This is a genomic window from Chryseobacterium luquanense (assembly GCF_026460945.1).
Lineage (GTDB): Bacteria > Bacteroidota > Bacteroidia > Flavobacteriales > Weeksellaceae > Chryseobacterium > Chryseobacterium luquanense.
The window spans coordinates 1-15,067 of the sequence record NZ_JAOVZV010000018.1 but is presented as its reverse complement, the minus strand read 5'-3'; the positions used below and the strand labels follow the sequence as shown (position 1 = coordinate 15,067).

Here is a 15,067-nt window from a genome sequence, read left to right as displayed (position 1 = left end):
TGTGTTTGTACAGACTAAGTTAAAAAAATTTGGAATACTAAAACTAGATCACACTATTTTTTTAGATTTAAAATAATATCTGCCGCATTTTCACTCGCCCCTTTTCCACCTAATTTTTCTCTCAAAAGTCTGAAATCATCAAGCATTTCGCTTCTTTTTTCACCTTTGATAATGAAATTCAGTTCTTCGACAAGATTTTTTGTATTGAGTTCGTTTTGAATTAATTCTTTCACCACTTCCCTGTCCATAATCAAATTTACCAATGAAATATATTTGATATTTTTCACCAATCTTTTGGCAATAGCATAAGAAATTTTACTTCCACGATAACAAACCACTTCGGGAATATTAAGCAAAGCGGTTTCCAAAGTTGCTGTTCCGGAAGTAACTAAAGCAGCTTTTGAACACCTCAATAAATCGTAGGTTTTATTGGAAACAAAATGTACATTTTCATCAACGTATTTTTGATAAAATTCTTTTTCTAAACTTGGCGCACCAGCAATCACAAACTGATAATTTTCAAAATGCGGACGAACAGAGAGCATGATTTCAAGCATTTTTTCGACTTCCTGCTTACGTGAACCGGGCAAAAGTGCAATAATTTCTTTTTCCTTTAAACCATTTTCAGATTTAAAATTCTCAATATTAATTTCCTGAAGTGAAGAAATTGCATCTAATAAGGGGTGACCAACAAAATGAGATTTCACGCCATGTTTATGATAAAAATCTTCCTCGAAAGGCAGAATTACCATCATTTCATCTACATACTTTTTGATAATTTCAACACGACCTTCTTTCCACGCCCAAAGTTGTGGAGAAATATAGTAGATCACCTTAATTCCTAATTCTTTGGCAAATTTTGCAATTCTAAGATTGAAACCCGGATAATCAACCAAAATCAAAACATCTGGTTTATTGTTTTTGATGTCTTCTTTGCAAATTTTAATATTATTTAAAATAGTTCTCAGATTCATCGCAACTTCAAGAAAACCCATAAAAGCTAAGTCACGATAGTGTTTTACCAAAGTTCCGCCTTGTTTCTGCATTAAATCTCCACCCCAAAATCTGAATTCTGCGTTGGAATCTTTTTCTTTTAAAGCTTTCATTAAATTACTTCCGTGCAAATCTCCGGAAGCTTCACCTGCGATGATGTAATATTTCATAAAGGATGAGTGATGTACGATGAATGATTTTATCTATTGAACTGACAGTTTCAAAACATCAAAATTCAAATAATAATTGAGTAAATTTGCTTCAAAGATAATGATAAAAATGTCAGAAGAATTTGAAATAAAAAATAAAGTAGCTGCAAGCGGATTAATCAATTTCGACCTTACCGATTTGGTTCCGAAAGGCATCAGAAAAGGAATTGATTTAAAAGATTTTCTGTTTATGGAAATGGTTTTAAAAGAAAAAGATTTCCGTGAAAAAGTAGCTGCAATCAATGTTGAAGAATACCAAGATTCATATGTTTATGTGTATAATTCTGCAGATGCCATTGTTCCGCTTTGGGCTTATTTCCTCATTACTGCTAAATTAACCGGTGTTACTAAGAAAATCGTTTTCGGAAACTTGGAAAATTTAGAAATAATTTTAATGCATGATGCCATTACAAATCACGATTTTTCAGAAATGAACGGAAAAAGAGTTTTGGTAAAAGGCTGTTCGGATAAAGCAATTCCTGAAAACGCTTATGTAGAATTGGTGGAAAAAATTCAACCGATTGTAAAATCTCTGATGTTTGGGGAGGCTTGTTCGAACGTTCCAATTCTGAAAAATTAAATTTCATTTTTCAAAGTTTAGTTTTAACATTTTAATTGTAAATAAATCACAGTATTTCATTTTTTTTGATAACTTTGATTTTAGTAACAATTAAAAAATAAACACAAAATGAGTTTAATCGACTTACTTACAGGAAACACTGGAAATCAGGTTGCAGAACAGGCTGAAAACAAATTCGGAATCAGCAAAAATCAAATTATTGCGCTTTTGGCAGTGGCTACTCCACTGGTAATTTCTTATCTTAGAAACAAATCTCAGGATGCAAAGGAAGCTGAAGCTTTAAACAACGCACTAGATAAAGATCATGACGGAAGCATTTTAGACGACACTTCACAGCTTGACAATAGACAGGATGAAGGCGGATCGATTCTTTCTCATGTTTTCGGAAATCAGAAAAACAATGTAGAAAATCAATTATCTCAAAATACGGGAATTTCTATCGATAAAATAGGACCTATCTTAGCAATGCTTGCTCCTGTAATTATGGGCTACATCGGAAAAGAAAAACAACAAAATAATGTTGGAGCAGGAGGTCTTGGAGATCTTTTAGGCGGAATTCTGGGCGGTGCTCAAAGTCAGGCTCAGCAACAACAGTCAAATCCTTTGAACGATATTCTTGGAAGTGTTTTAGGAGGCGGACAATCGCAATCTTCAGGAAATCCACTTAACGATATTTTAGGAAGCGTTTTGGGAGGCGGACAACAAAAACAACAACAAGGCGGAGGCGGTTTAGGAGACCTTCTTGGTGGTCTTTTTGGAGGAAAATAGTTTTCAAACATACAAATAAGGAAGTACCGAAGATTTTTCTTCGGTACTTTTTTTATGTCAAATTTAAAAAATTTTAAAATTTTAATAATTAATTATCGTAAAACAATAATTAATTATATATTTGCAATAATAAAATATTAAAACAATGAAACTACTCGGACAAAAATCTATCTCTACAGGATTATCTTATTTATTTCTATTCCTGTTTATCTTTTTGTTATTACACACACTTTACATGAGTTTTTTATTTGGAGTCAGTTATTATAACCACAGTTACTCTGAGAATCTATTACCCGAAGTCATCGAGATGGGAAAATCAAAAGGAAATTATTCGCCTCCGTTTGATGTTTATTTTATCTTTAAATATCCATTTTCAAATCAACAAATGATGATGGGATTTTTCACCAAGCAAACTGTAATGTTTCATTCTTTTCAAAATATATTCTTCTGTTTATTTTTTTACTTTTTGTATAAAATTTTTACTCAGTTGAGCAGTCAAAGGCTTTTCACAGAAAAAATAATAAAGCAACTAAAAACTTTTTCGATTATAAATATTCTTTATGCTCCCTTATATTTTTTCATTTGGCTTTATCTTTTTAACGCTCATTTAGATAGCTCTATGCTCATTACTTGTTTTATCTTCTTTTTTTTAGGAATTACAATGTATTTTACTTCCGCATTTTTCAAAAGAGGGTATCAATTACAATCTGAAAACGATTTAACAATATAAATTATGCCAATAATAATCAACGTAGACGTCATGTTGGCGAAAAGAAAAATGCAATCTCAGGAGCTTGCAGAGAAAATAGGAATTACTCAGGCTAATCTTTCCATCCTAAAAACCGGAAAAGCAAAGGCATTGAAGCTTTCAACATTAGAAGCAATCTGTAAAATTCTCGATTGCCAACCTGGAGATCTTTTAGAATACGTAAAAGATTAAGATTTATTAAGAATCTTACTTCTAAGATTCTGTTAAATTCAAATATCAATTTACCAAACTATCTTAAAACACAGTCCTTTTGTAGATTCAAAAGGACACAGCTCACTACATTTGGAAAAATTTAATACTATGAAAAAATATTTCTTTCTTACCTCATTATTTCTTGCCTTACATTCTTTTGCCCAACAAAAAATTGAAAATCTAAATTTTGAAAGTTTTGATAAAGAACTTCCCACTCATTGGACAACATTTGGTGAAAGTTCAGCAACAATAACTGCAGATTATCAAGTAAAACAGGAGGGAAAAACTTCGGTTCTCTTCAATGCGACAGAAAACTCAGGATTTAAAGCATTGATGTACAAACTTCCCGAAAATTACGCAGGCAAAAAAATTACACTTTCAGGATATATCAAAACAGAAAACGTTTCCGATGGATATGCCGGTCTTTGGTTGAGAATTGATCCTGATGTAGCTTTCGAGAATATGCAAAAAGTAGGTTTGAAAGGAACTAAAGACTGGAAAAAGTACGAAGTCACACTCAATTTATCGCCAGAAAACACAGATAAAATTGTTTTGGGAGCTTTATTGGTCGGAAAAGGAAAAATGTGGGTTGATAATCTTACGGTTTCTATTGATGGAAAAGACATTAAAAACGCAAAAGTTTTTCAGAAAAAGCTGACTAAAGTTGAGCTGGATAAAGAATTCGACCTTGGTTCAAAAATTTCAAACATCAATCTTGAAAAAGAAAATGTAGATTATCTTACAAAACTGGGTTTAATTTGGGGTTACCTGAAATATTATCATCCAAGTGTTGCAGAAGGAAATTATAATTGGGATTATGAACTTTTCAGAATATATGAAAAAACAAAAAGTGTTTCGTCAAATCAAAGGGATGCCATTCTTTTACAATGGATTAAAAATTTGGGTAAATATCAAACCATAAAAAATACTGAGCCAGAAAATGTAAAATTTAAACCAGATTTAGATTGGATTACAAATTCTGATTTTTCAAAAGAACTTTCGCAGGAACTTATAAACTTAAAAAATGCTAAAAGACCGCGTGAAAACTATTATGTAGACTTTTTTCCAAATGTAGGAAATCCAGATTTTAAAAATGAAAATGCTTACCGCAAAATGACTTATCCAGACGAAGGTTTCCGTTTGCTTTCACTTTACAGGTATTGGAATATGATTCAATATTATTTTCCTTATAAAAATCTTATTGAGGAAGACTGGAAAGATGTGTTGAAAGAATTTGTACCTAAATTTATCAATGCGAAGGATGAAAAGGAATACGCTTTGGCATCTTTGGAAATTATAGGACGAGTAAAAGACAGCCATGCCAACATCATTAATTATAATAAAAACACATATGAGTTTTTTGGGAAAAGATATCCCGCTTTTCAGTTAAATTTTGTGGAGAACAAAGCAGTTGTTGATGATTTTTATAATGAAAATCTCACTAAAGAAGCCGGAATTCAGATTGGTGATGTGATTACAGAAATTAACGGCATAAAAACAGAAGATTTTGTAAACAATCTGCTGAAATATATTCCAGGTTCCAATTACGCTGCCCAATTGAGAGATGTTGCAGGAAATCTTTTAAAAAGCAATGATGAAACCATTAAAATAAAATTGCTAAGAAACGGAAACACCGAAGAGAAGACCATTAAAACTTATACTCCAACTGAGCTAAATTTTAAAAGAGACAAGAAAGAATTTTTAAAAATGCTTGATAATAATACCGCTTATTTTTACATGGGAAGTGTGAAAGCCGATGATCTTCCTGCAATTTTTGAGAAAATTAAAGATACTAAAGGTTTGGTTGTAGACTTCAGAAGTTATCCTTCAGATTTTGTTGTATTCAAAATGGGAAAACTATTAAAACCTGATGCTTCTGCTTTTGTTAAGTTCACACATACAAAAAATTATCAACCCGGACTTTTTACATTCTCTTCAAATTTAGAAGTTCCCGGATCTGGAAATAATTCTTACAAAGGAAAAATTGCTATTTTAATTAATGAAACGACTCAAAGTAGCGCAGAATACCATACAATGGCTTTCAGAACAGCTCCGAATGCAAAAGTTTTTGGTTCTCAAACTGCAGGAGCCGATGGGAATGTTTCAGAATTTGTACTTCCCGGAAATATTAAAACCCAAATTAGCGGAATCGGAATTTATTATCCTGATGGAAAAGAAACCCAAAGAATAGGAATTATTCCTGATGAAGAAGTAAAACCAACAATTGATGGTATCAAAAACAACAAAGACGAAGTTTTGGAAAAAGCAACGAAATGGATTAATAATTAGCAACATGTATCAAAAAAATTAATTAACTTTGTTTATTGTTTAGATAAAATTAAGATTTATGAAAAAAATAATTACTACTACTCTATTATTTGGAATTGCTATTTTTGGTAATACTCTTTTTGCTCAGGATATGTCAGGTGATAAAATGAGAATTTTCCAAACAGATAAACTGGAAGACGTAAAAAAGGCATTCACGAAAGAAGAATTTACAAAATGTTTTCAGATTAAAGAAACATCATTCAATCTTTTCACTCTTAGTGCAATACACGAAAGAAAAAATGTAATGAATTATCTTCTTTCCAATAAAGTTGACGTTAACAAATCTTGCAGCGATATGACTCCCTTGATGTACACCGCAATGTATGGTTTAACAGATACTGCAAAAGTTTTGCTTAAAAATGGTGCAAAGAAAGATATCAAAGATAAAAATGGTAAAACAGCAAAAGATTACGCTGTAGAGTACAAACATACAGCAACTGCTGCAATTCTTTAGAAAATCTCAAAAATAATATTTAAAACTTCCTTCGGGGAGTTTTTTTGTTTTAAAAACTTTCAAAAACCTTATCTTTGCCAACGAAAAATTAGGCTCATAAAAGTCTAATATCTAACGTCTAATATCTAACATCTAAAAACAATGTTTCGATCGCACACAAACGGAGAATTATCTCTTCAACATCTTAATGAAGAAGTTACACTTTCAGGATGGGTACAAACCATTCGTGATAAAGGATTTATGATTTGGATAGATCTTCGGGATCGTTACGGAATTACGCAGTTGGTTTTCGATCAGGACCGTTCTTCAACGGAATTGATGGAAAATGCAAAAAAACTGGGACGTGAATTCGTCATTCAGGTTACTGGACGCGTCATCGAAAGAGTAAGCAAAAACCCCAATATTCCAACAGGAGAAATTGAAATTTTAGTTGAAAAATTAGAAGTTCTTAATGAATCTCAGCTTCCGCCTTTTACCATTGAAGATGAAACGGATGGTGGTGAAGAATTAAGAATGAAATACCGTTATCTGGATATCAGAAGAGCTCCGGTAAGAGATAAATTGATCTTCCGTCACAAAATGGCTCAGAAAGTGAGAAATTATCTTTCAGACGAAGGATTTATTGAAGTTGAAACTCCGGTTTTAATTAAATCAACTCCGGAAGGAGCAAGAGATTTCGTTGTACCGAGCAGAATGAATCCGGGACAGTTTTACGCATTGCCACAGTCGCCGCAGACTTTCAAACAATTGTTGATGGTTGGTGGGATGGATAAATATTTCCAAATTGTGAAATGTTTCCGGGACGAGGATTTAAGAGCAGACAGACAGCCTGAATTTACACAGATCGACTGCGAAATGGCTTTTGTAGAGCAGGAAGATGTGATGAATGTTTTTGAAGGAATGACTAAAACATTAATCAAAGACATTACAGGTCAGGAATTCGGAACTTTCCCAAGAATGACGTTTGCGGATGCAATGCAGAAATACGGAAACGACAAACCGGACATCCGTTTCGGAATGGAATTCGTTGAGTTGAACGACTTAGTAAAAGGAAAAGATTTCAAAATATTTGATGATGCAGAATTGGTTGTCGGAATCAATGTTGAAGGATGTGCAGATTATACAAGAAAACAAATCGATGAGCTTGTTGACTGGGTAAAAAGACCACAAATCGGAGCTTCGGGAATGGTTTGGGCTAAATTCCAGAATGATGGGGTGAAAACTTCTTCTGTGAATAAATTCTACAACGAAGAAGATTTAGCAAAAATTATTGAAAATTTCGGAGCGAAAGAAGGCGATTTAATGTTGATTCTTTCAGGAAACGAACACAAAGTAAGAACTCAGCTTTCAGCGTTAAGAATGGAACTTGGAAACCGTTTAGGGTTAAGAAAAGGTAATGTTTTCGCACCACTTTGGGTTGTCGATTTCCCTTTACTAGAATTTGATGAAGAAAGCGGACGCTACCACGCAATGCACCACCCTTTTACTTCACCAAAAACTGAAGACATCCATTTATTGGAAACAGATCCCGGAAAAGCAAGAGCCAACGCATACGACATGGTGTTGAACGGAAACGAAATCGGAGGTGGTTCTATCAGAATTTTCGACAGAGATCTTCAATCCAGAATGTTTGACCTTTTAGGATTTACAAAAGAAGAAGCAGAAGCTCAGTTCGGGTTCTTAATGAACGCCTTCAAATACGGAGCGCCGCCTCACGGTGGTTTGGCTTTTGGTTTTGACCGTTTGGTAGCAATTCTTGATGGAAACGAGGTGATCAGAGATTATATCGCTTTCCCTAAGAATAACTCAGGACGTGATGTAATGATCGATGCTCCGGCTGCAATCGCTGATGAACAGCTTGATGAATTGGAATTGAAATTAAATCTAAAAGCATAAATTTAGAGCGGAGATTTTTCTCCGCTTTTTTATTTTATTGATATGAAAAAATTAAATTATCTTTTTCTTCTGATAGGATTTTTCAGTTCAGCTCAAAATTATATAGTTGAGAATGAAAAACTAAAAGGAAATGTAAAATCTATCGATTTGTTTATTATTGAATATGGTAATAAAGAAAAACCTGTTGAACTAAAAACTTTTGACATTAAAGGAAGACCTCTCGTTGTAAAGAAATACAGTGATGGATATTTCAGAAGCGAAGAACGAAACGAGTACAAACCCAATCAAATTATTACAACGCTTTGTGAATCTTGTGGTGATAATTTTGACCAATATTTTTCTAAATTTTCGATTAAAGAAAATCAAAAATATCCTTATTCCGGATATCTAACTAATGATCCCAGTGTAAAACGAAAAATTTTCAAAACCACAGATAAAAAAGGCAATGTTGTTTTGGAAAAGTATTATACAGAAGATGGATATCTGACTTCTGTCGCAAAATCTACTTACAATATTCAATCAAAACTTCTTTCAAGAGAAAGTTATGATGATGAAAACAAATTGCTTTCGAGTACTAAAAATATTTACAACAAAAGTAATTTAATAACTGAAGAAATCAATAAAAGTGAAAACCGACCTGAATTAAAAATGAATTATTTCTACGATAATCTCGGAAGAATAAAACTTGAAAAACAAAACTATAACAATAGCCTGTATGAAACATCTTATGATTATATTAAAGAAAATGACACGGCAAAAATTTTAAAATATTCTGCAAGTCCGCCAAAAGATAAAAAGCTGTACCAAATTGAGTTAACATATCCAAAACAAAAAGGTAAGATTGTAGAAAAACAAAATGTTTCTGATAATAGAGTTGGCTACAGAACGGTTTATGAATATGATGAAAACCAAAAACTAGCTGTACAGAAATATTACGATGACAAAAATGAACTCATCAAAGAATCGCATTATACTTACGATAAAAATGGAAACTGGAATGAGATCAATATTTCCGAAACCATCAATGTAATTTATAATAACGATGCACCTAAAAAAGAGAATCAAAAAAAGAAATACATCAGAAAGATTGAATATTATTGATTTTAAGTCAATTTATTTTCAGCATGAAAAGCAATAATCCATCTTGAAACAAAAAGCGGAGAACCATTTCTCCGCTTTTTTGAAACTTTAATATAAATTCGATTTACAAATACCCATTCTGCACCAACCAAGCCGTAATTCTTTTTAGAGTAAGGGCATTCGGATCTACAGCAGATGAAAGAAATTTAACATTATCCTTTTGAGGAATAGAAACTATTTTTCTTACATTATCTTTAGCGCTAAACAGTTCAAAATTCTGCGCATTATTACCACCTGCAAAATTTACTTTAGCGACCAAAATTCCTCCAGGAATAAAAAATTCGTAAAAATCCTGACCATTTCTATTTCCTGTAGGATTAAAAAATCCAATTTGTTCACCACCTTGCTCAATTGCTTTTGTTTCCTTTAATTCAATTGGCCAACTTTTGTTTCGTGAAACTAAAGTATAATTCACGGCAGTTCGTGGTGAAACACCTTTTGACGCAATAAGCTCAGTAATTTTCGCTTCATTCAAACTACTTCCATCAACAACACCTCCTTTTCCGATAAGGTTTACGAAACCTTTTTCCATGCCCAATGTTGATAATTTAAAAATTCCAACCTGATTAGTAGGCAAAAAAGTAAAACGATAATACATACTTGTATTGTCATTTTTATCACCTTCAAACTCGGTACTCAAAACGGCAATTACTAATTTTTCGCCTTCCATTGAATATAGATTAAAATTTTTGGTTAAGCCTAAATTTTGTTTCTGCACCTCGACTTTTCCTATTTTCTGACCATCAACTGTAATAATATTATTCTTGTAATCAACCTTTTGCGCAGAAAGGAAAATATTAATTCCAAGTACGCATAAAAAAGTAAAAATTGTTTTCATCTAAAAATTATTTAATTGTGCTCAAATTACAAATAATTTTTCACGGCACAATCATTGTAAGTTTTATCTAAAAAACAGACAAAATGAAAGCAATTTGGAACGGTGCCATTGGCTTTGGATTAGTCAATATTCCTGTGAAAATTTATTCTGCAACAGAAACAAGCAAGCTCGATTTGGATATGCTGGATAAATCTGATTTTTCTAATATTAAATTCAAAAGAGTTAACGAAAAAACAGGTAAAGAGGTGAAATGGGCAAACATTGTAAAAGGCTATCTCATAGATGACAAATATGTTGTTTTAGATGAAGATGATTACGCTGCAGCAAGTCCGGAAAAATCTAAAATTCTTTCTATTGAACATTTTGTGAAAGAAGCAGAAGTAGATTCAGTTTATTTTGAAACGCCCTATTTTCTTGAGCCACAAAAGAATGGCGAAAATGCATACAGACTTTTAATTAAAGCACTTCAACAGACAAAAATGGTCGGTATCGGAACATTCGTTCTTCGCGACAGTGAAGCGATCGGGATGATTCGTCCTTACAATGATGATGTTTTGGTTTTAAACCGACTGAGATTTGATCAGGAAATCAGAGATTACAAACAACTGAAAATTCCTGCTAAAAAAGCACCGAAACCAGCCGAACTGAAGATGGCAAAAAATCTGATTGAGCAGCTTTCAGAACCTTTTGACCCTAAATTTTATAAAAATACATATTCAGCAGAATTGCTTAAAATCATTAAGAAAAAAGCGAAAGGAAAATCTGTTAAACTGAAAAAATCTGAACCAGCCAAGCAAGGCAAAGTAATCGATTTGATGGCTCAATTGAAAGCCAGTTTGCAACCTCCGAAATCTAAAACCGCTTCCTGATTATGGCTCTGAAAAATTACAACGACAAAAGGAAGTTCAACGAAACTACCGAACCGAAAGGAAAAACAAAAAAGAGTGACGACAAACTTATTTTTGTGATTCAAAGACATGCAGCATCTCGTCTTCACTACGATTTCAGATTAGAAATGGAAGGTGTTCTAAAAAGCTGGGCCGTTCCGAAAGGTCCGTCATTAAATCCTGATGATAAACGTTTGGCGATGATGGTAGAAGATCATCCTTACGATTACAAAGATTTTGAAGGAAAGATTCCTGAAGGAAACTACGGTGCAGGACAAGTTGAGGTTTGGGATAGTGGAACGTACGAACCTTTAGATGAGACTTCTAAACTTTCCGATGAAAAAGAATTATTGAAAGAATTAAAGGCAGGTTCTTTAAAATTTATTCTACATGGAAAAAAACTGAAAGGTGAATTTGCTTTAGTAAAAATGAAAAATGCCGAAAACAACGCCTGGCTTCTCATTAAACATAAAGATAAATTTGCGACTGAAAAATATGATGCTGAAGAAAACACTGCTAAAAACTCTCAGGTCACAAAATTTTTAGAGGAAAAAAAAAGCCTAAAAAACAGCAAAAAGAAGTCATAACTTCTGAAACCAAACCAAAATTCCAGAGATTTAATTCTTTAGTTGACGAGAAAAAAATTGAGAATTTCATTAAACCAATGCTCGCAAAACTTCACGACAAAGCATTTGATGATGAAGACTGGATTTTTGAAATAAAATGGGATGGTTATCGTGCAATTGCCGATCTCAGCAAAAAACAGCCATTATTCTACTCCCGAAATGGGATTTCTTTCTTATCTAAATTTGACAAAATCGCTGTCGATTTAGAAAATCAGAAACATAGAATGATTCTTGACGGTGAGATTGTTGCCTACGATGAAAACGGAAAACCGAGCTTTCAATTCTTACAACAAATTGCTGACAATCCTGATTTAGCTCTTACCTATCAGGTTTTTGATTTGCTTTGGCTGAATGGTCATTCTACAGAAGAACTGCCCTTAATTCAGCGAAAAGAATTGCTTAAAGATGCTTTAGTTGAAACAGATCTCATAAAATATTGCGATCATATTCAAGAAACAGGAATTGATTTTTTCAAGCAGATGAAAAAAATGCAGCTTGAAGGAATGATTGCAAAAAAATCTGACAGTGTTTATAATGAAAATAGCAGAAGTTCAGATTGGCTTAAAATAAAATTTAACAACACTGAAGAAGCAATTATCTGCGGATTTACGGAGCCACGAGGTTCAAGAGAAGGTTTTGGGGCTTTAATTTTGGGGAAATACATTGATGGAAAACTAATTTATTCTGGTCATACAGGAACAGGTTTTAACAAAGAATTAATTCATGAAATTCATAAAAGGCTTTTGAAATTAGCTAATAAAAATTCACCGTTTGAAAATATTCCTAAAACAAACATGCCCGCAACATGGACAAAACCTGAATTGGTTTGTGAAATAAAATTCTCAGAAATAACGAAAGACGGTATTTTCAGACACCCTGTATTTGTGGCAATTCGGGAAGACAAAAATCCTGAAGATCTTAATCAAAAACCTAAAGAAATGAAAGCCAAAACATCAACTAAAAAAGCAGAAACTTCCGATAATGACAAGGAAATTACTGTGAATAAACAAAAAGTAAAACTAACGAATCAAGATAAAATTTACTTTCCAAAAGATGGAATTACCAAAGGTGAGGTGATAGATTATTATCAATCTGTTTCAAAGTATATTTTGCCTCATTTAAAGAATCGTCCGCTTTCTTTAAACCGTTTTCCGAATGGTATTGAGGAACTTGGATTTTATCAGAAAGATGCAGGCGACAGCATACCAGATTGGGTAAAAACGACGGAAGTTTATTCGGAATCTACAGACAAAAATATCGATTATGTTTACTGCAATGACAAAGCGACTTTGGCTTATCTGAATAATTTAGGTTGCATCGATATGAATCCGTGGAACTCTTCGCTTCCTGATTTGGAGCATCCTGATTATTTGGTTTTAGATCTCGATCCTTCCAAGAAAAATACTTTTGATGATGTGATTGAAACTGCTTTACAGGTAAATGAAGTTTTAAAATCTATTAAGATTAAAGGCTATTGCAAAACTTCAGGAAGTACAGGAATTCACATTTATATTCCGATGGGTGGACAATATGACTTCAATCAAGTAAAAGATTTTGCGCATATTTTGATGAAACAAGTCAATGAAAAATTACCAAAACTCACGACATTGGAAAGAAGTTTACAGAAACGTGACGATAAGAAAATCTATCTTGATTATCTTCAAAACAGAACCGGGCAGACTTTGGCAAGTATTTACAGCATTCGACCAAAGGAAGGAGCACCTGTTTCAATGCCTTTGGAATGGGAAGAATTGAAAAAAGGTTTGAAACCAACCGATTTTAATATTCATAATGCTTTGGAAAGAATTAAGGAAAAGGGAGATTTATTTAAACCTGTTTTAGGAAAGGGAATTGATATGATGAAGGCTCTGGAATTGTTGCAGGATGTTGAGTAAATCAATATTTTTACAAAAACTAAATGCTCATGGAAAGTTATTTACAGGTATTCATCAGTTTTGATGAAAAAATCACAAAAATGCAACTCGAGAAATACTATTTCTACACTTGGAAAAAGAAATTACCAACCTTACTAAAGAATTTTTTCTTTATTGTTTTATTTTTAAGTATCGTTGATAGTATTTTCAAAAGCGATAGAAGCAGAATTGATTTTTTAAAGTTTCTCGGGATCTTCCTGGTCATTTTCAGCGTTGTCTATCTATTTATTTTCCTTTTAAATAAAGCAAACCACATTTCTAAATTAAACAAACACATAGCTGAAATTAAGGGATTTAACCCTGTTTCAGAACTATACTTTGATGAAAATTCTTTTTACATCAAAAGTGAGCAGTATGATATCAGAAGTATTTGGAAATATGTTTCATACGAGGTTTCTGGAAAAACCGTTTATATTACTGTTCAAATGGGAACACCTTTCACGTATATTGTAAACGAGGAAGAGACTAATCAATATAAAAATATAATCGATTTTTTGAAGAAAAAATCTAATAAAAAAAAGTAATTACGGTAACTTCGCCACCAAAACCTCCGGCAAAACTTTTAAAATCAAATAAATAAGTTTCCATTTAAAATTCGGAACAATGGTGAAAGAATTTCCGGCATTGACGATATGTTTTGCAACGTATTCTGGTTCCATGATCAAAGATTCATTCAATTGTAAACCCTCATTAATTTTTGTTCGGATATAACCAATGACCAAAGCATTTACTTTAATATTTCGTGAAACCAATTCCTGTCTTAAACCTGCCAAATAAGTCGTAAAGGCAGCCTTTGTACTTCCATAAACGAAATTACTTTTTCTACCACGAACTCCTGAAAGCGATGACAATCCGATAATTCTTTTTAAGTTTTTATTGTTTTTATCGGTTGCGATGATGTTCAGAATAGAAACTGCTCCCATGTAATTTACAAACATCATTTGTTGAGCTCCATTAAAATCATTCAACGCTTTCTCATTATCAATTAAAAATCCCGCTGCATAAACAACGATATGAGGTTTTATAGGTAGTTCATCATAAAATTTCTGATGAGAATCAAAATCTACCGAATCAAAAGATAAAACTTTCACTTTTGAACCGAAATTATTTTCCTGCACAAATTCATCCAAAGACTTTGTATTTCTGGAAGCAGCTATTACTGAAAATCCTTTTTCAATATATTGTTTGATGGCTTGTTTGGCAACATCAGAATTTGCGCCTAGAATGAGAACGGTTTTTTTTGTGCTTTGATTCATTGGGCAAAGATATTTTATTTTAAATTTTAAACACAAATTTCACGAAAGTCTTTTAATATCTTAAAATTCAACCATTAAGTTTTTGTTAAGAGGTTTAAATTATTAAGGTAGATTCTTCCCACTGCGTTTCGTTCTGAATAACAATTGTTAATGTAAAAAAAGTTTCGGCGCGGTGAGCTTTGCTCACCGCGCCGAAA

General features: G+C 32.7%; 15 protein-coding genes. 12 read left to right on the top strand and 3 right to left on the bottom strand.

Translation table 11 applies throughout. The annotated features are described in order from the left end of the window. Positions 1-53: 53 nt before the first annotated feature. Positions 54-1,163 carry a lipid-A-disaccharide synthase gene (lpxB, locus tag OEA66_RS15555; protein ID WP_267282252.1) on the bottom strand — a complete coding sequence of 370 codons (1,110 nt, stop codon included), beginning with the start codon at positions 1,161-1,163 and terminating at the stop codon, positions 54-56. Between the two features lie 109 nt (positions 1,164-1,272). Between lpxB and OEA66_RS15550 the strand changes: the two genes are divergently transcribed. From OEA66_RS15550 to OEA66_RS15520, 8 genes are all read left to right on the top strand, one after another. Continuing rightward, positions 1,273-1,782: a DUF2480 family protein gene (locus tag OEA66_RS15550; protein WP_267282251.1), complete on the top strand. Its 510-nt coding sequence runs from the start codon at positions 1,273-1,275 to the stop codon at positions 1,780-1,782. Positions 1,783-1,890: 108 nt separating this feature from the next. Continuing rightward, positions 1,891-2,550 (top strand): DUF937 domain-containing protein, encoded by a 660-nt coding sequence (locus OEA66_RS15545; RefSeq protein ID WP_267282250.1) that lies wholly within the window; start codon positions 1,891-1,893, stop codon positions 2,548-2,550. Between the two features lie 145 nt (positions 2,551-2,695). After that, positions 2,696-3,280: a DUF2975 domain-containing protein gene (locus OEA66_RS20540; protein WP_375379302.1), complete on the top strand. Its 585-nt coding sequence runs from the start codon at positions 2,696-2,698 to the stop codon at positions 3,278-3,280. A gap of 3 nt (positions 3,281-3,283) precedes the next feature. Continuing rightward, entirely contained in the window at positions 3,284-3,490 is a 207-nt protein-coding gene (locus OEA66_RS15540) for a helix-turn-helix domain-containing protein (RefSeq protein WP_129535932.1), read from the top strand. Positions 3,491-3,619: 129 nt separating this feature from the next. Beyond that, a complete protein-coding gene (locus OEA66_RS15535; protein ID WP_267282249.1) occupies positions 3,620-5,800 on the top strand; it encodes a S41 family peptidase in 2,181 nt (726 codons plus the stop codon). Positions 5,801-5,858: 58 nt separating this feature from the next. Then, on the top strand, positions 5,859-6,293 hold the full coding sequence (locus OEA66_RS15530; RefSeq protein ID WP_267282248.1) for an ankyrin repeat domain-containing protein: 435 nt from the start codon (positions 5,859-5,861) through the stop codon (positions 6,291-6,293). Between the two features lie 141 nt (positions 6,294-6,434). Further along, the gene (gene aspS, locus OEA66_RS15525; protein ID WP_267282247.1) at positions 6,435-8,189 is read left to right on the top strand and encodes an aspartate--tRNA ligase; all 1,755 of its coding nucleotides are present in this window, start codon (positions 6,435-6,437) and stop codon (positions 8,187-8,189) included. A 42-nt stretch (positions 8,190-8,231) separates the two neighbouring features. Next, the gene (locus tag OEA66_RS15520) at positions 8,232-9,290 is read left to right on the top strand and encodes a hypothetical protein (protein WP_267282246.1); all 1,059 of its coding nucleotides are present in this window, start codon (positions 8,232-8,234) and stop codon (positions 9,288-9,290) included. A 103-nt stretch (positions 9,291-9,393) separates the two neighbouring features. Here the strand turns inward: OEA66_RS15520 and OEA66_RS15515 are convergent, their stop codons facing one another. Then, positions 9,394-10,167, bottom strand: coding sequence for a hypothetical protein (locus OEA66_RS15515; protein ID WP_267282245.1), 774 nt, complete (start codon positions 10,165-10,167; stop codon positions 9,394-9,396). Between the two features lie 83 nt (positions 10,168-10,250). Here OEA66_RS15515 and ku point away from each other — a divergent pair, with 83 nt between their 5' ends. From ku to OEA66_RS15495, 4 genes are all read left to right on the top strand, one after another. Then, positions 10,251-11,036, top strand: coding sequence for a non-homologous end joining protein Ku (ku, locus tag OEA66_RS15510; protein ID WP_267282244.1), 786 nt, complete (start codon positions 10,251-10,253; stop codon positions 11,034-11,036). 2 nt (positions 11,037-11,038) lie between these two features. Next, positions 11,039-11,641 carry a DNA polymerase ligase N-terminal domain-containing protein gene (locus OEA66_RS15505; protein ID WP_267282243.1) on the top strand — a complete coding sequence of 201 codons (603 nt, stop codon included), beginning with the start codon at positions 11,039-11,041 and terminating at the stop codon, positions 11,639-11,641. A 77-nt stretch (positions 11,642-11,718) separates the two neighbouring features. Further along, complete coding sequence (gene ligD, locus OEA66_RS15500; protein WP_267282242.1) at positions 11,719-13,575, top strand: DNA ligase D; 1,857 nt, start codon at positions 11,719-11,721, stop codon at positions 13,573-13,575. Positions 13,576-13,604: 29 nt separating this feature from the next. After that, positions 13,605-14,138, top strand: a complete 534-nt coding sequence (locus OEA66_RS15495; protein ID WP_267282241.1) for a hypothetical protein — start codon at positions 13,605-13,607, stop codon at positions 14,136-14,138. Here the strand turns inward: OEA66_RS15495 and OEA66_RS15490 are convergent, their stop codons facing one another. Beyond that, positions 14,139-14,870: an SDR family NAD(P)-dependent oxidoreductase gene (locus tag OEA66_RS15490; protein ID WP_267282240.1), complete on the bottom strand. Its 732-nt coding sequence runs from the start codon at positions 14,868-14,870 to the stop codon at positions 14,139-14,141. Positions 14,871-15,067 lie beyond the last annotated feature (197 nt).